The sequence below is a fragment of the Microcoleus sp. POL10_C6 genome, assembly GCF_036701585.1.
Taxonomy (GTDB): Bacteria; Cyanobacteriota; Cyanobacteriia; order Cyanobacteriales; family Microcoleaceae; genus Microcoleus.
Map to the genome: position 1 here is coordinate 135014 of NZ_JAUBRB010000010.1, position 20580 is coordinate 155593.

Genomic DNA, 20580 nt, shown 5'->3' on the forward strand with positions numbered 1-20580 from the left:
GCGGGCGATCGGTTTTTGGACACTTAAAAGGCTTTTTTAGGAATCTCAACATCCGCCCAAGCTACTATGCGGGGAGGGCTGAGCTACAGCAAGCAGTCCGAGCCGGAAACAGCTTTGCCGGGAGATCCCAAATTTCATCTCGATCGTAAAACTTTACCTTTTGGCCCCAAACGCCCTCATTGTCGATCGAGTAACCCGAACCGGTTCGATCGTACAATCGAATCTTGTTTTGTAGTCAGGACTGCAGTCCTTTCTAACAAAATCTGCTGGCTGCAACCTGCGTATTTTCGTAAAAAAATCCGGTGATTGCCCCTATCCGTAAAGTCCTATCACAATTGAAAAGAAAGCAAACTTTCCACAAAAACTGGCAGTATTGGCGAGAAAGGAGAGGGACGCGGCGGTATCGGAAAGGGAATTTCCGGCAGAGATGGCAAGGATGGAAAGTCTCGCGATGGCGGTGTAAACCCAGTCGAAACGATCGTGCAATCTGATAGACTCACATCCGTAACATTTTTAACGTCGGCGATTAAATCCGATCCGACAAATATCCGAGTTCCCCGTCTCATACCGTCATCATAAGATTCAAATCGGTAAGAGAAGAAGTTAGAACCATTACGATCTTGTACGAAACCAACGACTTGGATTTTGTCACCTTCTACCCGGTTAAAATCCTCAATAACGGCATGGCGACCTTCACCGCCATAGAAGAGGTAAGGGCGGGCATTGGACGAACCGAGAACAAATAAGTCGGCTCCATTTTGCCCGATTAAATAATCGATTTGTTCTCCTGTTGATGAAAAGCTGTAACCCGATATGGTGTCATTACCCGGCCCGCCAATCAGGGTGTCGCTACCTTCATTTCCCTCAAGCAAATCGTCTCCAGCATTGCCGTTAATGTAGTCATTATCTAAGTCACCTCTTAAAGTGTCGTTGCCAGCTTCTCCCAACACGAGATCGTTACCTTTGCCGCCCATTAGCAAGTCGTTGTGGAAGCCACCAAACAAGAGATCGTCTCCATCTCCTCCGATCGCCGTATCATTGCCTTGACCGCCGTAAAGACAGTCATTGCCAGCCCATCCCAAGATACTGTCGTTATTGTTTTCTCCTCTGATTAAATCCGCCCCTTCGCCACCCTCAAGAATATCATTCCCGGCACCTCCTTCAAGTTTGTCATCGCCTTCGCCACCGCTGAGACTGTCGTTACCAAAGTAGCCCAAAAGGCGATCGCTACCGCCTCCACCTACGAGACTATCATTTCCTTCTCCGCCATCTAAAGTGTCATTACCACCCAAACCAGATAGAGTATCATTGCCTGCCAGCCCACACAGGGAATCATCGCTAATTTCACCGGCTAGCAAATTATCGAGATTGTCACCGCATATAACTACCATAAACTTGTCCTCCTGAAAACTATTTCACAATTACAGTCACTCAATTTTAGATTTTAGATTTTAGATTTTAGATTTTTACCCTCCCCGCAATTTCAAATTTTGAATTTTGTATTTTGTAAGGACTTTAGTCCTGATATCAAATCTGTTAGCATCGGAATTATTCCTATCTCTCTTCTCGACATCTGCGTAAATCAGCGTCAATCCCTTGTCATCTGCGGTTAATACATTCTCTTTTCTTAACCGCAGATTAGGGCAGATAAACACAGATTAACGCAGATGAATTAGAGCGATTTAGGTTGCATCATCCGTGATTGTTGAACGAATTTCAGGGACACAGAATTTGCCTGTGTCCCTAATATTTTAACTGAAATTGACGATGGTAATTTGGTTAGCTGTCACGCTATTGATAGCAGCTAAAATTTCACCAGTTGCTGTCAATCTGATTAAAGTTGAATTGTTGCTAGGGATAATAGAAAGTTGCGAGAAGGTTAAATTGTCGGCAAGTGCGAGGAAGTCGATGCCGGCTTCAAAATCGAAAATGATATCGCTGCCCGAATTGGCTGAAATTAAGAAGCGATCGCTCCCATTTCCTCCTATCAAACTATCATCGCCGTTTTCACCGCTGAGAAAATCAGATCCGTTACCGCCCAGCAGAATATCGCTAGCTTGACCGCCGTAAAGACTGTCATTGCCTTCACCTCCACTCAAGCTATCTTGACCGCGATTTCCAAATAGGATATCTTCCCCATTATTGCCCAACAAATTATCGATTTGTTTGCCGCCGTAAACAGTGTCATCGCCGTCGCTACCGTCGAGGGAATCATTGCCTTGATTGCCGTGTATCCAGTCGTTGCCACCTAAACCGCTGAGAGTATCATTGCCGCGTTTGCCGGCCATTGTATCGCTGCCGCTGTCGCCGGAGAGGCTGTCGTCGCCGTCAGTTCCGGTGAGATTTGAGTTAGCTGCGATCGCATCTATTTCTCCTTCAATCACCGCAACCGCAGGTGTATCGGGCAATGTCGTTTGTTGAATTTTGGTATCTAAGGCAGTACCCGTATTTTCGGCAATAACTTGGGCGATCGATTTCGTACCTGTACCGACTGCTTTTAAGTCTTCAGAGGTTGCGCCTAGGGCTACTTTTTGGACGCGGGCAACTTCTCGGTTAATTGAAGCCGTTGCAGTGTTGGATACAACTTGGTCAATGCGCTGATTTGCTTCGGCCATTACCTTAGCTGCATCCGGGGCAATTTGCAACAATTGCTGAGTGTTTAAATCCGAGTCAAATTGTTGCGCTGCTGTGACGGCGCGATCGACAATTGTTGCTAACTGGTTTGGATCACTGAGATTGAGAGTAGTCCCCGATTGAATTTGTTGAACGATCGCACTTACAACTGCTTTTACGCTGTTGGTATTGTCCAGAATTGACCCACCGTCTATTAAAGCAGCAGTTTGGGTAATGACGTTTTGTACCTTGACCATTGCAGTCAAAGTTTCTACTCCACCCGCGATCGCGTTTTCGGTAGCAGCGATCGGATCTAAGTCAGTGATGTCAACATTAGCGGGAATTGAAAGAGCAGATTTGACGAGAGATTCGGCGCGAGCGCTCTCAATTCCCTTGTCAATTAAATCTGCTACTAAACTGGTTAACAAGGTGACAACAGTAGCGTAAGGCGGGGCAGTGACAGGCGTTTCCAAAGGCAAACCCGTAGCAGTATCAATGCCACCAAAAGCCACAATATTGCCTTCTTCCGGATCGAGTTCGCCGTTGCGATTTTTGTCAAAAATTTCCAAGGAAATATCGAGTTCGTATTCACCTTTTGGGCCAGTTGTTGCAGAAGGTTCGCTAGCATCAAGTTCGCCATTTTTGTTAGCGTCTAAGAAAACTGTAGCCCCAGCGATGTAGCCGTCAATAACAGAACCTCGACCTCGATTATAAAGATCGAAAAATGCTATATCCGATGCACCAGCAGCATCCCTTGCTGTTACTCGAATCCAGTAGTTGCGATTGCGCTGCAAGCTATCATCAACCCTGAAAGTACGGCTAGCCGGATCGAAACTCATGCCAGTTGGTAAGGGGCTAATGCGACTCCAACTTGTCGGAATTGGCGATCGTCCTCCGCTGACATTTCGCCACTCAAAGTTGGTGACATTTTCATACCAATCTGCTGTATAAGTTAAGGTATTGCCCGGATCGGGATCGATGAAAGTGTCGTTTTGAAAAGTAAACTGCAATTGAGGACTCGAACCCGGTTGCAAACTCAAACCTTGTTCCCGGAACGGAATATTTAAGACTGGCGGACGGTTGACAGGATTGAGAACATTGCGAAGATTTAAACGTCCTCCGCTAACAGTTCTTCCTGCGAGAGAAGGCAACGGGTCAACTGTTGAGAGAATAGAGTTTCTTAGTTGGGCGACAGTCAAGGTTGGATCTTGGGCTAACAGCAACGCCGCCGCACCTGCTACGTGGGGTGCTGCCATTGAAGTTCCGTCATAGAAACCGTAGTTATTACCGGGAACTGTGCTCAAAATGTTTCTTCCAGGCGCACCTAAGTCTACGGTACTGGCTCCAAAATTGGAGAAAAATGCTAGTTGGTCATTGCGATCTGTTGCTGCAACTGAAATAACATTGGGAAGGTCATAGTTAGCTGGGTAAGAAGGTCTGATGTCATTATTAGAGCTGTTATTACCTGCTGCTGCAACAAAGAGAACTCCTGCACTGTTAGCTTCACTGATAGCGTCAAATAAAGCTCTAGAGTCAGGAACATTCCAACTAGCATTAATGACATCTGCACCCTTAGTGGTAGCGTAATTAATCCCTCTGGTGATAGAGACTAAATCTGGTCTTATGCGACTGCCAATCTTCAAAGGTATCAAACTAACATTATGGTTAATTCCAGTAACGCCAATGCGGTTATTACCAATTGCACCAATGGTTCCAGCAATGTGGGTTCCGTGACCGAGATCGTCACTTGGATCGTTGTCGTTGTTATAAAGGTCATAGCCGCGAACATCGTCTGTGTAGCCGTTACCGTCGTTGTCAATACCATCGCCAGGAATTTCTCCCGAGTTAGTCCAAATATTGGCTATTAAATCTTCATGGTTGTAGTCTACGCCGCTGTCCGTAACTGCAACAATTATCCTTCTGTCACCTGTTTGACTATCCCAAGCTTCCGAGGCATCGATATCAGCATCTGATGTGCCTCCCTCTAATCCAGTATTATTTAAACCCCACAGTTCGCTAAATCTGGTATCGTTTGGTATGAAATCATAGGAACCTTGGTAATTCAGTTCTACTGCCTCTACGTTGGGATCTCGAGCTAAGTTTTCTTGAATTTGCAGCAAATCTAATTCTGAAGAAAATTTGACAATTCGCCACCGATCTAATGGACTGGGTGTGAAGTCAAATTGGGAGTTTGATGGTACTAGGTTTTCTAGCGCTATCTCTCCATTAGCTTGAAAATTGCCTAGAAAATCATTGCTTGCACCGGGTCTCAGTTTCACTAAAAGTTCGCCTGGTTTGTATTGTGAACCAGTGACAGGATCGATTGGTGGCAATTGACCGCCGTTATCATTCGATCGATCGTTATCAATAGAGACCGCGATCGCATCTGCTGCATTTAAACCGGAATAATTGCGATCGTTGCTGACAGCAGGTTTGGTAACAATCCTGTAAGTTTTATCACCGTCAACAACCTTGTCATCAACACCAGTTACCGTCACCGTTTGCGTTTGATTCCAATTAGCAAAGTTGAAGTTCAGCGATGGTGGAGAAATTATGCCTTCTACTGGATTGGAACTTTCTAAATCAATTCTGACATCAGCAGTTGGCGGAGTATTTAGTTTGACTGTAAATGTTGCTTTACCTCCCGCTTCTGTGGTGACTAATCCTGATGTCGGATCGACAGTAATGCCAGCAGGTATCGTCGGAGGCATGATTACCGGTAGCACCGACGGTGTTGGAGTTGGTGTTGGTGTTGGCGTCGGTGGAGTTGGCGGAGTTGGTGGAGTTGGCGGAGTTGGTGTCGGTGGAGTTGGCGGAGTTGGTGTCGGTGGAGTTGGCGGTGTCGGTGGAGTTGGCGGAGTTGGCGGAGTTGGTGGAGTTGGCGGAGTTGGTGTTGGTGGAGTTGGCGGAGTTGGCGGAGTTGGTGTTGGTGGAGTTGGCGGAGTTGGTGGAGTTGGCGGAGTTGGTGTCGGTGGAGTTGGCGTTGGCGGAGTTGGCGGAGTTGGTGTTGGCGTCGGCGTTATATCGTTATCAGTAATGGCGACAGTGACAGGGACGATCGCAATTCCGCTATATTTCGCGTCGGTACTTGTTACCGCGTGATTGATTGTGCCAGTGTGAGTACCTTCTACAACTGTGTCATCCGTCGTACTCACAGTTACAGTTTGGGCAATATTCCAATTAGTGCTGTCGAAGCTAATGGGGGCGATCGCACTTATTTGATTTCCCCCGTCAAAGCTGACTGTTACCTGCGCTGTTGGCTGCGAATTTAGCTGAAGTGTATAACTTCCCGTTGCACCGCCTTCTACTGCTGTGGTACTGGCGGGATTAACGGTAACGCCGACTGTATCGCTGTCGCTGTTAGTAACGCTGACATCCGAGGGATTGAAATTGTTGTAATTGCTGTCTGTACTAACAGCAGCCTCAGTAACAATAGTGTAAGCAATATCGCCGTCAGCGATATTGTCGCCAACACCTGTCACCGTTACCGTCTGCGCCTGATTCCAGTTATTAGGAGTGAAACTTAAAGTATTAGTAGAAACTGTTCCCTCAGCAGGATTGGAACTGCTTAAAGCTACCGTAACAGGTGCCGTAGGTTGAGTATTGAGGACAACACTGAAGTTAGCCGTGCCTCCCGCTTCTGTTGTAGTTAATCCTGCTGTGGGATTAACGGTAATGCCGGGAGTTTCGTTGTCGCTATTCGTAACGCTGACATCGGCAGCACTGAAATTGCTGTAATTGCTGTCTGTACTAACAGCCGCAGCGGTGACAATATTGTAAGTTTGATTGCCGTCAGCAATATTGTCGTCAACGCCAGTAATAGTTACAGTTTGCGGCGCACTCCAATTGGCGGGAGTGAATGTCAGCGAGGGTGTAGAAACTGTTCCCTCGGCAATATTGGAACTGCTTAAGCCAACAGTCACGTTAGCAGTTGGTTGAGAGTTGAGTTGGACAGTAAATGTTGCTGTTCCTCCTGCTTCTGTTGTAATTAATCCGCTAACGGGATTGACTGCAATTCCAGCAGTGTCGTCATTAATAATCGTAGTTGTAGCAGTAGCAGTACCAAGTGTCGAACTGCCGCCGGGAAGACCGCCATCAGGCAAGGTGACGGGATTTGATAGAGTGACGGTAATAGTTTCGTCTGGTTCAACGCTACCATCACCCAACACATCTAGGGTGACAGTTTTCGATGTTTCGCCAGAGGCAAAATTAATCAGGCCAGTCGTACTTGTTGCGCCAGAAGTGCCGATATTATTGTAATCGCTGCCGTTGGTTGCAGTGCCACCAATTGCATAATTGACAGTACCTCCTGAATCAGTACCGCCAGTGCGACTGACAGTAAATATCAAAGGTGTAGTTCCCGAATTTCCTTCAGAAATAGTACCTGCGCTAGCAGCAACTGTGTAAATAATCGGATCGTTAGCAGGAATTGTTAAGGTAGTTTCAGAGATTGTACCTGCAAACCCTCCCCCTCCCGGACTCGTACCAAAACTCAAGACAACTGCTTCATCCCATTCTGCAAGGTTGTCGGGTTTGATAGTGACAGCTAGATTTTGAGTGGAACTGCCGCTACCTGCGGGGAAAGTAAGGGTATTAGTAGAAAGAGTATAGTCAGAACCTTGAAAAGCTTTTACGGTACCAGCAGGAACATCTAAAACAGTTGCGATCGGTACAATCAAGTCTGTAAATCGTAAACCGTCTTCGACATTCACAGGAATATTAACAGTCGCATCTGCGTCTCCTTCAAGGCTGCTGTACGCAGAATTAGCAAAACTTGCTTTCAATAGCACATTCAACAGAATGGAAACTCTGTTACTGTTGGTATTTGCGACAGCAATATCTGGTCTGGTATCAGAGTTAAAATCTCCAACCACGATCGCGCTAGGACTGGTTCCCCCAGTATTATAATTAAACGGCCCGTTAAACGTTCCTTGACCGGTGCCAGTTAAAATTGAAACATCATTAGAACTGACGTTCGCTACAGCTAAATCGGGTTGACCGTCAGCATTGAAATCACCAACGGCAATATCCTCAGGACTTAACCCAACATTAAAGTTAGCAGGATTGCTAAAAGTGCCTTGGCCTGTCCCTGATAAAATTGATACGTTCTGATTGCCTGCATTGGCTACAGCCAGATCGGATCTGCCATCAGCATTAAAATCTCCAACTGCGATCGCGCTGGGACTTGTGCCGACATTCAAGTTGGTGGGATTGCCAAAAGTGCCTTGGCCCGTACCGAAAAAAATAGAAACGCTGTTAGCCGGATTCCTGTTAGTGGCAACAACATCGAGATTGTTGTCGCCGTTAAAATCTCCGATCGCGATCGCTAAGGGGCTGATTGCAGTCCCCACATTGTTAAACTCACCAAAAGTTCCTTGATTATTGCCTAAAGCAATAGAAACTTGGTTCTCTTCTGCCACAACTAAGTCAGCGAAGGTGTCTTGATTAAAATCTCCCGCAGCGATCGCCTCTTTAGTGATGCCCGGGCCAAAGTTGTTAGGATTGCTAAAGTTGCCTTGGCCTGTCCCTAAAAAGACATAAACTCCTCCTCCTATATCGCCGCCAATTGCTACCGATACAGCTAAATCGGGAAGCGAATCCCCATTAAAATTGCCGGCAACAATACCGCTGGGAGATCCTCCACTCCCCAAGGTCAAGTTAGTAGCAGTTCCAAAATTACCTTGACCTGTTCCCAACAAGATCGACACACTGTCAGAACTTCTGTTAGCTACGGCTAAATCGAGACGGCCATCTCCGTTAAAGTCCTGGCTAACAATAGCTGTAGGGAGATTTCCTGTTGTCAAGCCAGTAGGTGTTTGTTTAAACGTATTGAGAACGTGGCCGTAAGCTGCGATCGCTTCTGGCCCAAATGCAATGCCAGCTTTGATTGTCCCCGCTGTCACTGTTAATTCCCAGTCGCCGCCAGCTTCTGCACAACCGGTCAGATTCTCAGAAGCAGCAACACTTGCCCCTGTTAGTTGACTCAGGCTGTTTACAAATGCTTTGCCTATATTTCCTTGGCCAACATTGCAGCCGTAGAGGAGAATTTCGGCATTTGGTGTCAGCGATCGCGCCCATGCTTGGACTGCTTGCACGAAATTACCGGCGCGATCACTCAACTTTTCCCAACTCAATTCAACGTTCCCCAGTTGCACGCAACCGGGTTGCCCGTGGGCAATAATGTGAATTACTGAAAATTTCCTTCCCTGCAAAGCTTCGGAAATTTGTTCCAGGCTGTTGCGGTTTGACTCTAATTGAATTACCTCGGTTTCAGGGATAACGCCGTCGATTAAGATTTGAGGGTCGGGGACGGCAGCATCGATAAATGCGATCGCTTTTGTGGAAAGTGGAGTTAGTGAGTTTAACATGACGCACCTGCTAAAATTAAAATAGGATATTAGGATACCCTATGACTTATGTTTTTTTTTAGCAGCTATCCAAAAAATATTTGTTTGTCCCATTTTCGTTATCAAAAATTTATATAACTTTTGATAACTTAACCAACTATATAATCATTAATTTTTAACGTATCGATGATGTACGGATGCCAGTAAATCTTGTTGCATCCAGACAGATAGTCCTGGACGCACTCCGAGACAGAGAAACCGGGTTTTTTACCGAATCGGCGGGTGAGAACGGGTCTTTTCGTACATCAAACCCGGTTTCTCGACTCCGATGCCTAAGTCCTAATCGAGATACTCAGGTGGTGCTTTAGTATCTCTGCGGAGAGTCGAACCAGGTTTACAAGCAATCCCTCGCAGGTGGCGCCAGCCCAGGGCGCAAGCGAATCGCGCCCTATTCCTGAGACGATCGCGTAATATCATCGACGACCGATCGCTTATATTTATTTACAAGTGGCAGCGGGAGGCTCGCGATCGTTCACAAGGCGAGTTAAATCTGCAACAGCGTTCCCAACGTACAAACGTAAAATACATAAAATGTAATACTTACTGGTATTTTACGGAACAATCATGCACAGACGAGTTTTCGAGATTGCGATTTTACTTGTCCTCCAAGTCGTCCTGGTTCTAGGTGGGTGGGCGCAGCCTGCCGCGGCGCTGACTCCTGAACAGCAGCTATTGAGCGAAGCTTGGCGAATTGTCAATCGCTCTTATGTGGACGACAGCTTCAACTCTCAAAACTGGTGGTCGATTCGCCAAAAAGCTGTCAAGGAACCGCTTAACGACAGACAGCAGACTTACACGGCTATTCAGGGGATGCTGGCGAAACTCGACGACCCCTTCACTCGACTACTGAAACCCGAACAGTACCGCAGTTTGCAGGTCAACACTTCGGGAGAATTGACGGGAGTGGGGCTGCAAATTGCGATCGACCCCCAGACAAATACCCTGACAGTGGTGGCTCCTTTGGCCGGCTCACCGGCGGATAAAGCTGGCATCCAACCCCTCGATCGCATTCTGAAAATAGACGGCACTCCTACCTCAGAATTGAGCCTAGACGAGGCTGCAACTCGAATGCGCGGCCGCATCGGCACTGCCGTTACCTTGACCTTGGGGCGCGAGGGAAGGGACGTTGCTGAGGACATTGAGCTAGTGCGCGATCGCATTGCTCTGAATCCGGTTTACGCCGAATTGCAATCGGCCTCGGAGAATTTGCCGCTGGGCTACATTCGCTTGAGTCAATTCAGCGCTAACGCCACTGAGGAAGTCGCTCACGCGATCGACCGCTTGGAAAAACAAGGAGCCGCGGCCTACATTCTCGACCTACGAAACAACCCGGGCGGACTGTTGCAAGCAGGGATTGAAATTGCCCGCTTGTGGCTCGATTCTGGGACGATCGTCTACACGGTGAACAGACAGGGCATTCTCGGCAGTTTTGAAGCCTCTGGACAAGCCCTAACTAACGATCCACTGATTGTTTTGGTGAACAAGGGAACTGCCAGTGCTAGCGAAATTTTGGCGGGTGCGCTGCAAGATAACGGCAGAGCTCAACTGGTAGGAGAAAAGACTTTTGGCAAAGGACTGATTCAGTCGCTGTTTGATTTGTCTGACGGTTCTGGGTTGGCCGTGACTGTTGCTAAGTACGAGACACCTAACCATAAAGATATTAACAAGCTGGGGATTTCGCCCGATCGCGTAGTGCCTTTGGAACCCATCGCGCGCGATGAAATCGGCACCGCAGCAGACTTGCAATATCAAGCTGCACTGCAACTACTGAAAGAAAAAACCGTGCTGGCAAAGTCAGTATAAGCCGGAGTTTGAAGTTTTGAGATTGCAACAGGTAACAATACGCAGGTCTGTCTGTCTCTGCGTTTCGTTCCCCAGGACAGACAAGAATCATCCTAAAAACTCTTTAAGTCAAAAGTGATATCACGTCCGACAGATCCATCTGTCATTGTTCGCTGTGCGAAGCAATGACATAAAAGAATGATGCACATCGGACGTGATATCAAAACCCAAAACAGCCGTTCCCTTAAGGTTGCGGGGTTGATTCCTCGGCTTCGGGTACATCGGCTTCTTGCAAAATGACCTGACGCTGCTGCGGGTCAGCTTGGTTGCTTTGCTCTTGCATCACAGTTTTAGCAAGACTAGGGTCAAAGTAGCGGTTAAAGTCCGATCGCGACTGATTTACTCGCCCTTGGGTAAGATTGACTTCTGCTTGGATTTCGTGCAATTTTTCTTGCACCGCCCGGTAGTGAGGCCAAAGCTGAAGCAAAGCAGAAGTGGCACAGACTGAAAGTACCATGTTGACTGCCAACTTGACGCCTGTTTCGGCCGCGAGGGTTTGGTGAGGGTAGGAACGCTGGCGGCTGCTGCTGCGACGAGGAGTAACCCGAGGGGAGTTTTTTACAGGACGCAGTGGGGTAACGGTGGGTTGAATCGCTTGCATAATTTTTTTTCAAATACCTGAGACTGACGTTTTAGAGTTCACAAGAGCAAATTCTGAGCTTAACGCACACTCGCCGCTGTTTGTCAGGGTGCTGACAGCCAAAATTGTTGAGACAAAGGTGACGCCTTAAGACGGAATTTTCCCATAAAAATGCCTGCCCTTGCAGTCTCGTCTTGCGGAACACAAACAATCTACTGCACTGGGGCAGCAATTGTCTGTATCTGTAATGCGAGAGATCTAACTGCTCAGGCAGGCGTTTTGCGGTTCGCAACTGGTGTCTGGAAACTATTTGTAAAGTTCAGTTGACAACCGGAAAGCCAAGATTCCGGGAATCAAAGCAATTACGAGCGCTACGTAGACTTGGGTATCTGTTAAAGACATATTCGCAAAACTCCTTTTCGCGGGCACGAGCTTTCACCAATTTGAGACAAATTGGCGCTTTTGGGAATCATTTGTTACAACTTGCAACACAAATGCTGCCTCCGGGGAGGAGTTGCCTAGTAGCGCAATGGCGCAGTGGCGGTGTTTTTGAGTGTCGGAGGGGGAGAATTTTTCCTTGTTTCCTGGGACTGCTTCCTTGGGACGTTGTTCGGACGATCGCCTCCCACAGAATTACCGCGTTAGGTTAAGATTTAAGTGAAGGTGACACTAATGTTAGACAGAGCGGGTAATTTGCGCTGCGCTCGACCCTTGCCAATCTTAGGTGCACAAAATAGTTAATGATAGATCAATTTCTCGACGCTTCACCCAATTTTGGAGTTGACGGCTTTTTATTATTGTTGGTTTTGGTGGCTTTGGAGGCTGTACTTTCGGCTGACAACGCGATCGCCCTGGCCTCTATTTCTAAAGGTTTGGAAGATGCCAAGGATCAGCAAAGAGCTCTCAACTTGGGTTTGATAATTGCTTTTGTACTGCGGATCGCCCTCATTTTAACTGCTACTTGGGTGATCCAATACTGGCAGTTTGAACTGCTTGGTGCTCTCTACCTGCTTTGGCTTGTTTTCCAACATTTTACTTCAGATACAGACTCCGAAGGAGAACATCACGGGCCCAGATTTGCCTCTGTGTGGCAAGCAATTCCCATGATTGCTTTTACGGATTTAGCGTTTTCATTGGATAGCGTTACTACTGCGATCGCTGTGTCTGACAACACTTTTATCGTCGTAACAGGCGCTACTATTGGAATTATTGCCCTGCGATTCATGGCCGGATTGTTCATCCGCTGGCTGGATGAGTTCGTTCACCTAGAAAGTGCTGGTTACATCACAGTTGGGTTCGTGGGAATGCGGTTGTTGGTGAAAGTAATTAATCCCGATTTAGTTCCTCCGCAATGGCTGCTAGTTTCCAGTATCGTCTTGATGTTTGTCTGGGGATTTTCTAAGCGTACTCCTGAGTCAGTCGAGATTGCAAAATCTCTAGAAATGGCTCTGAATCAGCCGGATTCAGAAGTTTCTGTGCGAGAAGCGCAAGGACAGAAGTCCGAAAATTAACATACTTTCATTTGAATAAAATTAGCTTAAATCTGTCAAACCAACAAGATTGAAGGCTGGTCAAAACGTGCAAAAGCCTTTCATCCCGGTGACTTTAGTCCGGGGATGAAAGGCTTTTATTTTGTAATATTGTTTCCTTCACTAGCCGATCGAACTCATGGGAGTACAATTAAGCCTATGGTTCGGCAGTTATCAAAATCAGACTCAGCAATGGTTAGACTGGTGGGATAGGGAGGCGAATTGGTTGCTGAGGGGGTTGGCGGCATATTGGCGATCGATCCGGATCAGATTTGAGCCTTGCTGGTGGCTGTATTTCTTGAGGAGAGGGAAAGAGGGCGAGTGATTGGAAGGAGTTGCAGGCGATCGCATTTCACCTGTCGGGAAAAAATGTAGCCTTCCTGCTGAGTGGCTGCCAGAAAAATTCGCAATGCACCAGAAATCTGAGTCAATCCACTCCAAGAGGGATGTGATACGTCAGTCACCTACAAGTTCCATAGGAATCAATACAGGATTACGGCTCTTCCGAATTCTCTCAGATCCGCCAAGACTAAGATTTTGTTCCGCTTTAATAACCCTAAGCTGCGCCATTTTATGATGATATCGGCGAAACTTATCCTTTAACTGTCGATCAATAATAGTTATTTGAAACTGGGCATCCTGGGTGCTAGACAACATTTCAGGTTTTATTTCAATATCATTAGCGCCAATAAAAGTGTTCACAAGAACCTGAAAGGTCAAGGGTTTTTTATGGTCAAGATGGCTCTCATAGATAGCTACCTTATCACCAGTAAGATCGCATTCAACTCTTCCCTCCCGATCAGCACACTTTTCAAAGAATCTTTTTTTAGTTAACCGCAGATCATCTTGAACAGCGGCACGGCAGGCTTCTAAAAAATCTTGCTCAATAGACTTTACTTTAGCAGAAATCGCTGTGCGATAAGAAAAATCCGTTCGAGAGCCATCTGTTCTTTCTATCCAAAAGCAACTTGTCGGCATATCTGTTCTATATTTGTACAAACGTTTTACACCACATCCAATCTTTTTATCTGCTTCAGGATGGCGCTCCAGAAGAGCTAGTAACATCTCGTGATCATCACCTGCTATGGTTTGACCATTTCGATAGCGCTCCAACATATTTTTGAAGTGCTCAATAGCATCTTTCTGGAATTTGAACTCTATTCCATTGAGAACAATTGCTTGCCTTGCCATTTAAACTCCCTACCAGTTTTATATGAGGTATAACTTAAATTGTATCGTAGATGTGGTACCATAGAGCATAATAAGCGATATCTGCAAGAGATAGGAGTTCACAAAGTCCCTGCTTATCTTTCCTAACCTCAATTCTCGAATGTCGAATGTCTAGACGCGATAATTTACACTTCTCCCTACGTCGTACCCTCGAAAAAGACGGGTGGACAATTACGGACGATCCTTTAGTCTTAGTGTTAGAGCAGACACTTTTGAAAGCCGACTTAGGAGCCGAAAAGTTTTTTACGGCCGAAAAAGAAGGGCATAAAATCGCTGTTGAAATCAAAGACTTCGATTCAGCCTCAGTCATCAGCGAACTGGAAAAAACGATGGGACAGCTTCAGCTTTACCAATGGGCATTGGAAGGCCAAGAACCGGAGCGTCAGTTGTTTTTAGCTGTGAGCCAAGCCATCTACATTAAACACTTTCAAAAACCGATTTTTCAGTTAGCCGTCCAGCGAAATAAAATCAACTTATTAGTTTACGAACCAAGTCAAGAGGTGATTCTCCAATGGATAACTCACTAAGCTATGCAGACATCCTCAAAAAAACCCTGCAAGAAGCAACTCGCGCCCAACCCCGTTTACAAGCGATCCAGCTTTACCCCGTCTGTGATGTCGATTCTGGTCACTTTCTGATTCTGGCTACAGGCTGGGATAAACAGCGCTGGATTGACACGATTCTGTTTCATGCTCGTTTAGTCGATAATCAAGTTGTAATTGAAGAAGATAACTTCGAGGAAGGTCTCAGCCAAGCGCTGATTGCAGCGGGTATAAAAGCAGAGGATATCGTGACTAGCCCCTTCCCTGACAACAGCGATAGACAGAAAACCTATCAGACAGTATAAGGAAGAAGGAAGAGGGGGAGACTGAGAGACGAGAAGAGTGGGAGGATTTTTTCCCAATTAGCAATTAGCAATTAGTCATTAGCTATGGCTTAGGCTTACCGACAAAGAAAGCTAAGGGAGAATTATCACCACAAGATAACCGAACTTTAGAACCAATGGGAAAAACATTTCCTGTGGTTGTAAGTGCATATAACTTTTCGCCTGAAGGAGTCTTTAAACAATAACGATTTTCTCTGCCTAAAAATTGGCGATCGCAAACCACAACAGCCGAATCTTCATCTAAGTATAAACTTAAGTCTTCCTGCCGAATCATCAATTCGCCTTCAGTAGAAACATCACAAGGAACTTTTACCAATGAATCTCCTTTAACAGCAAAACAACCTACTTCTGTTTCCCAAAAATCCTGCTTTAGCGATGCAGAAACAAAATTTGCTTGCGTCACAAACTCAGCCACAAATCGAGATGCTGGTTCTTGATAAACTTCCTCTGGAGTGCCAAACTGTTCTAATTTGCCTTGACGCATCACCGCTACCCAATCTGAAATCGAAAGTGCTTCTTCGCGATCGTGCGTGACAAATACACCAGAGGTTCCCGTTGCTTTCAGAATCTCGCGGACTTCCTGACGCAATCTTAACCGTACTTGTACATCTAAATTACTCAACGGTTCATCTAGTAAAATAATCGCAGGTCGAGGGGCTAAAGCACGGGCCAGGGCCACTCGCTGTTGCTGACCCCCGGATAATTCATGGGGATAACGATTTTCCAATCCTTCTAATCCCACCAGCGCTAATGCTTCCGTGACACCTTTCTGAATATTATGCTTTGACTCTTTTCCTTGATGCGTCAAGCCAAAAGCTACATTTTTCGCGACTGTCAAATGGGGGAATAGTGCATAGTCTTGAAACACCATACCAATGTCTCGCTGTTCAGGCGCGACTGACATATTAACACTGGCTACAGTTTTTCCTGCTAGAGCGATCGTCCCTGCTTGTAGCTGTTCAAAACCAGCAATTAACCGCAGCAACGTTGTTTTCCCACAACCCGATGGCCCCAACAACCCCAGTATATCTCCTTGATGTAAGGTCAGGGTGACAGATGCCACCGCAGGTGATGCTGCTTGGGAATACTGTTTTGTTACACCATCCAAATGCAGAATTATCGATCGAGCCATTATTGCTATAAATAATCAACAACTTACTATTCTACAATATACCAGTTTAGTGAGATTAATTATCATAAAGGCTTGACAAATGTTTACACATACTGGTAAAGTAGCAAGCTAGACTTTTTACTAGCAATGAAAAATTCCCAAAAATCACTACAAAAAACAGCAATTAGGACAATCCAATGGCGATCGACCTTACGCGGCTTATCCGCTAGTGGGTGGACGCTTGCGGTTATTGCTTTAGCATTGCCGATCGCCATACCAGTTTTCAGTGTCTTATCCAGTATCTTTGTCGAAGCTAAAGATACATGGCAACATTTAACCGATACAGTTTTAACCCGTTATATCATCAACTCTTTATTGTTAATGATCGGTGTAGGCTTTGGTGTTGTCGTGATTGGCGTAGGATGTGCGTGGCTAGTAACAATGTGTCGCTTTCGGGCCAGTCGCGTATTTGAATGGGCATTACTGTTACCCTTAGCGGCCCCAGCTTATGTCCTAGCTTATATTTATACAGACTTTTTAGAATTTTCCGGCCCAGTTCAAACTGCTGTGCGTTATATTTTTGGCTGGAGTTATGGAGACTATTGGTTTCCTAATGTGCGATCGCTCCCTGGAGCAATCTTAATGCTAATCTTAGTTTTGTATCCCTACGTCTACCTATTAACACGAGTTGCATTTTTGGAGCAATCCACTTGTACCCTAGAAGCTAGTAGAATACTTGGCTGTAGTCCTTGGCGGAGTTTTATTACCGTTGCCTTACCAATGGCAAGACCCGCAATTGTAGCAGGTTTAGCACTGGCTTTGATGGAAACTCTCAACGATTATGGAACTGTTCAGTATTTTGGAGTTGATACATTCACCACAGGTATTTATCGGACTTGGTTTGGCATGGGAGAACGAATTGCAGCCAATCAATTAGCTGCCCTGTTATTATTATTTGTTCTGGGTCTAATTTTACTAGAACGCTGGTCTCGCAGTCGGACTAAATATTATCAAGCTAGCAGTCGCTATCGCCAACTACAAACTTATCAACTTAAAGGAATTCGGGAAAATTTAGCAGTAATTGCTTGTTTGATGCCCCTGTTTTTTGGTTTTTTATTGCCAGCCGGTCTTTTAGTCAAGTTGACCTTAGCTAATTGGCAACTCACTTTAGATGAACGCTTTTGGATCTTTGCCCGTCATAGTTTAATTTTGGCAACCCTGACAGCTATTTTAGCCGTAATTATTGCTTTGATTATGGCTTATGGCTTACGGTTATATCCTAATTTAGGAGTGCAGTTAGGAACGAGAGTTGCGGCAATGGGCTATGCTGTACCTGGTTCTGTGATTGCAGTGGGGATTATGGTTCCCATTGGAAAATTTGACAATCTATTTGATAGTTGGATGCGTCAAAACTGGGAAATTTCTACAGGCTTGCTGTTAAGCGGTACGATCGCAGCTTTGGTATTTGCTTATATAGTTCGCTTCCTTGCTGTTTCTTTAAATGCGGTGGAGTCAAGTTTGGGCAAAATCAAGCCTAATTTAGATGATGCGGCGAGAAGTTTGGGTTATAGCCCGATGCAAACTTTAGTTACAGTTCATACACCAATGATGACGGGAGGTCTACTAACTGCCATGATGTTAGTATTCGTTGATGTAATGAAAGAGTTACCTGCTACTATAATTATTAGACCTTTTAACTTTGATACTTTGGCGGTGCGAACTTATCAACTTGCCTCAGATGAACGATTGGCTGAAGCTTCTGGCCCAGCATTGGCAATTGTTTTAGTGGGGATGTTACCCGTTATTTTATTAAGTTGGAAAATTGCGCGATCGCGCAAGTCTTCAACACTATAACCGCCAAATGTCTTCCCTGCTTGCAGAGGTGATTGCGTCTTTTAAAGCTATACGCCGACAGGGGTTTCAACCCCTGTCTCATAGCGAAAGTCGTCTGAAGACGACTATACAGCTAGGATTTCAGTCGGTTTCAACTGAGTTTAGCTATAAGAGGGGGAATTTATTCCCTGGCGGGTTTCAGGAGAATGTATCAACCCTTCTTCCCTCTTCCTTTTTCCTTCATAAATCAAGATGATTAATAAAATTTCAGCAATGTTTACCCGCACTACTGGCACAATTTCCTTGTTACTGCTTACTATTTTTGTCACCTTTGGATGCCAAAAACAGGTGGCTGGTCCCCTCGAAACATTACAAAAAACTAAGCAATGTCCAGGATGTGACCTGGCTGATACCAAGTTAAGTGACATTGATTTAACAAGCGCTAATCTCAATGGTGCTAAGTTGGAAGGTGCAATGCTAGAAAAGGTCAAACTTAATGAAGCCTTACTCGATAGCGTCAATCTCAAAGGTGCAAATTTAAAAGGTGCTTCTCTGGAAAAAGCAGGTTTATTTTCTGCCGATCTCACAAATGCTGATTTGAGTAATGCAAATCTCAAGGGGGCTTTTTTGCGAGGGGCCAAACTGAATAATGCCAATCTTAGTAATGCCGATTTAAGTGAAACTGACTTAAATAGTGCTGATTTGACAGGGGCAAACCTGACAGGGGCAAACCTGACAGGCGCTATAATGCCGGATGGTAAAATTAAAAATTAAAGTTGATGGGATTCGGCGGTTGAAACCGCCGAATCACAAAGAGTAGCTTCTTGTTCAAAAAGCCTCTATTTCCATCCTGCGCGATCGGCAACCTTTAAAGCTTCGGGGTTATTTTTCCCATACACATCAGGGTTGAGAGGGTCAGATTTGAATGTACCAAAACTTGCCACTACAGGATCGATCGCCACACCTGAAATCACAGGGTATTCGTTATTACTCCTAGCAAAAATTTGTTGCGCTTCGCGACTGGCTAGGTGTTCCAAGAATTTGATCGCGCCTGCTTTGTTACGGGAGGTTTTGACTACACCCCCACCACTAATGTTGACGTGGGTACCGCGATCGCGCTGGTTGGGGAAAAATACACCTACTTTCGCCGCGATCGCTTTTTCTGCTGTATCTTTCGATTTCATTAAGCGAGCTACATAATAGGTATTAACAATGGCAATATCGCCTACCCCATCAGCAACAGCCTTGATTTGCGCCGTATCATTTCCCTCTGGAGGACGCGCAAAATTAGCCACCAATCCTCGTGCCCAAGCTTCTGTTTTTTGAGCTCCATGAGCGGCTAACATAGCCCCAACCAGAGACTGATTATAGATATTAGTGGACGATCGCACTAAAACTTTGCCTTTCCAGCGAGGTTCTGTCAGCGCCTCATAGGTTGACAATTGGGCAGGGTTCACCTTGCTTTTGTTATAAACAATCACCCGGGCCCGGCGCGATAGACCAAACCAGAAACCTTGAGGATCTCGCAAACTTGCTGGAATTGCCGATGTCAGGACTGTTGAAGAAACAGGTTGCAGAATACCTGCTTGTTTGGCCCGCCACAAACGTCCACCATCCACCGTGATGAAAACATCAGCAGGGCTATTTGCACCTTCACTTCTGATCCGTTCAATTAGTTGGTCAGCATCCGCTTCAACGAGGTTAACCTTGATCCCAGTTTTTTTGGTGAAGCTTTGGTACAACTCATTATCAGTGTCGTAGTGACGTGCTGAATAAAGGTTGAGAGTGCCGGTTTGGGCTGCGACAGGGGCTTTTTTGGTTAGTTCCCCCACGGCCACGACAGCCATTGCTGTACCACTGGCAAGAAAAATACGCCGAGAAATGCTCATTGTTCTATAATGATAGATTTTTTCATCTGGTATTTGACACGATGGTGTATCTACAGCCATCTATAGTCATTGCTTTACTATATTAATGCAAGTAATTCTTATTTGATGATCAAAAGCGTAACTATTTTAGGGCTGACGCACTCGTGGTCAGAAATCCAGTCTCGACTTCGCTCAACCGGCGGTCTTTTTTACGACAAGACTTTGTGGTAGCCCGCAGATTAGGTAAAAAATTGACCTTGCACAATTTGAGGATGATTATTGTAGGGTGTCCCGCCTGCTCTGAAAATACACGCCTTCGGACTCATGGGCCCATCCGCAAAAAAAATCAAAATCATGCCGCTATTATGCAACGTCAAAAAATTTGCTTATGAAGGTTTTGATGCGTCCAGGAGTGTATTTATGACACAGATTTTTGCTGATTAGGTATCACAACAGTTGTTTGCAATAGACATCTCCAAAAACTCCCCAGCCGTATCCCCTATAGGTTTCTGACTGTCTGCCATCAAAGGGCAGACAGTGCTTTTACTAATTGTGAGCGACAACAACTTTTAGAGGTTTTATTACTGGAGTTTAGACTAAGACAGAATAAAGAGGCGCATTACTGTAGATTGAATGCACTAAAAGATGAGCGATCGAAAACTTCGGATTAGGGGAACTTTT

Annotated in this window: 15 protein-coding genes; 6 read left to right on the top strand and 9 right to left on the bottom strand. The window is 45.6% G+C overall.

The genetic code is table 11. The features are described from left to right. Positions 1-64: 64 nt before the first annotated feature. From QUA34_RS08365 to QUA34_RS08375, 3 genes are all read right to left on the bottom strand, one after another. Entirely contained in the window at positions 65-217 is a 153-nt protein-coding gene (locus QUA34_RS08365; protein ID WP_333385607.1) for a hypothetical protein, read from the bottom strand. Positions 218-329: 112 nt separating this feature from the next. Further along, a complete protein-coding gene (locus tag QUA34_RS08370) occupies positions 330-1391 on the bottom strand; it encodes a calcium-binding protein (RefSeq protein ID WP_333385610.1) in 1062 nt (353 codons plus the stop codon). Positions 1392-1751: 360 nt separating this feature from the next. Next, a complete protein-coding gene (locus QUA34_RS08375) occupies positions 1752-8981 on the bottom strand; it encodes a S8 family serine peptidase (protein ID WP_333385612.1) in 7230 nt (2409 codons plus the stop codon). Positions 8982-9584: 603 nt separating this feature from the next. On the opposite strand from QUA34_RS08375, the gene ctpA reads away from it, so the two are divergent. Further along, a complete protein-coding gene (ctpA, locus tag QUA34_RS08380) occupies positions 9585-10823 on the top strand; it encodes a carboxyl-terminal processing protease CtpA (protein WP_333385615.1) in 1239 nt (412 codons plus the stop codon). Positions 10824-11046: 223 nt separating this feature from the next. On the opposite strand, the gene QUA34_RS08385 is transcribed toward ctpA, so the two are convergent. Continuing rightward, positions 11047-11463 (bottom strand): slr1601 family putative cell division protein, encoded by a 417-nt coding sequence (locus tag QUA34_RS08385; protein ID WP_333081435.1) that lies wholly within the window; start codon positions 11461-11463, stop codon positions 11047-11049. A 285-nt stretch (positions 11464-11748) separates the two neighbouring features. Further along, positions 11749-11844 (bottom strand): photosystem I reaction center subunit XII, encoded by a 96-nt coding sequence (gene psaM, locus QUA34_RS08390; protein ID WP_015174804.1) that lies wholly within the window; start codon positions 11842-11844, stop codon positions 11749-11751. 338 nt (positions 11845-12182) lie between these two features. On the opposite strand from psaM, the gene QUA34_RS08395 reads away from it, so the two are divergent. Next, positions 12183-12953 carry a TerC family protein gene (locus tag QUA34_RS08395; RefSeq protein ID WP_333385618.1) on the top strand — a complete coding sequence of 257 codons (771 nt, stop codon included), beginning with the start codon at positions 12183-12185 and terminating at the stop codon, positions 12951-12953. 284 nt (positions 12954-13237) lie between these two features. Here QUA34_RS08395 and QUA34_RS08405 read toward each other — a convergent pair whose 3' ends face one another. After that, on the bottom strand, positions 13238-13435 hold the full coding sequence (locus QUA34_RS08405; protein ID WP_333385621.1) for a hypothetical protein: 198 nt from the start codon (positions 13433-13435) through the stop codon (positions 13238-13240). Next, positions 13428-14162: a DCL family protein gene (locus tag QUA34_RS08410; protein ID WP_333385624.1), complete on the bottom strand. Its 735-nt coding sequence runs from the start codon at positions 14160-14162 to the stop codon at positions 13428-13430. The genes QUA34_RS08405 and QUA34_RS08410 overlap by 8 nt, the downstream gene beginning before the upstream one ends. 146 nt (positions 14163-14308) lie before the next feature. On the opposite strand from QUA34_RS08410, the gene QUA34_RS08415 reads away from it, so the two are divergent. Together QUA34_RS08415 and QUA34_RS08420 are read left to right on the top strand one after the other, a co-directional pair. After that, positions 14309-14728, top strand: a complete 420-nt coding sequence (locus tag QUA34_RS08415) for a XisH family protein (protein WP_333385628.1) — start codon at positions 14309-14311, stop codon at positions 14726-14728. Continuing rightward, the gene (locus tag QUA34_RS08420) at positions 14713-15048 is read left to right on the top strand and encodes an element excision factor XisI family protein (protein ID WP_333095924.1); all 336 of its coding nucleotides are present in this window, start codon (positions 14713-14715) and stop codon (positions 15046-15048) included. Before QUA34_RS08415 ends, QUA34_RS08420 begins: the two co-directional genes overlap by 16 nt. An 82-nt stretch (positions 15049-15130) precedes the next feature. On the opposite strand, the gene QUA34_RS08425 is transcribed toward QUA34_RS08420, so the two are convergent. Continuing rightward, on the bottom strand, positions 15131-16219 hold the full coding sequence (locus QUA34_RS08425) for an ABC transporter ATP-binding protein (RefSeq protein ID WP_333385631.1): 1089 nt from the start codon (positions 16217-16219) through the stop codon (positions 15131-15133). Between the two features lie 126 nt (positions 16220-16345). Between QUA34_RS08425 and QUA34_RS08430 the strand changes: the two genes are divergently transcribed. Further along, complete coding sequence (locus tag QUA34_RS08430; RefSeq protein ID WP_333385634.1) at positions 16346-18052, top strand: iron ABC transporter permease; 1707 nt, start codon at positions 16346-16348, stop codon at positions 18050-18052. 231 nt (positions 18053-18283) lie between these two features. After that, positions 18284-18805: a pentapeptide repeat-containing protein gene (locus QUA34_RS08435; protein ID WP_333385637.1), complete on the top strand. Its 522-nt coding sequence runs from the start codon at positions 18284-18286 to the stop codon at positions 18803-18805. 65 nt (positions 18806-18870) lie between these two features. On the opposite strand, the gene QUA34_RS08440 is transcribed toward QUA34_RS08435, so the two are convergent. Beyond that, positions 18871-19920, bottom strand: coding sequence for a Fe(3+) ABC transporter substrate-binding protein (locus tag QUA34_RS08440; protein ID WP_333385638.1), 1050 nt, complete (start codon positions 19918-19920; stop codon positions 18871-18873). Positions 19921-20580 lie beyond the last annotated feature (660 nt).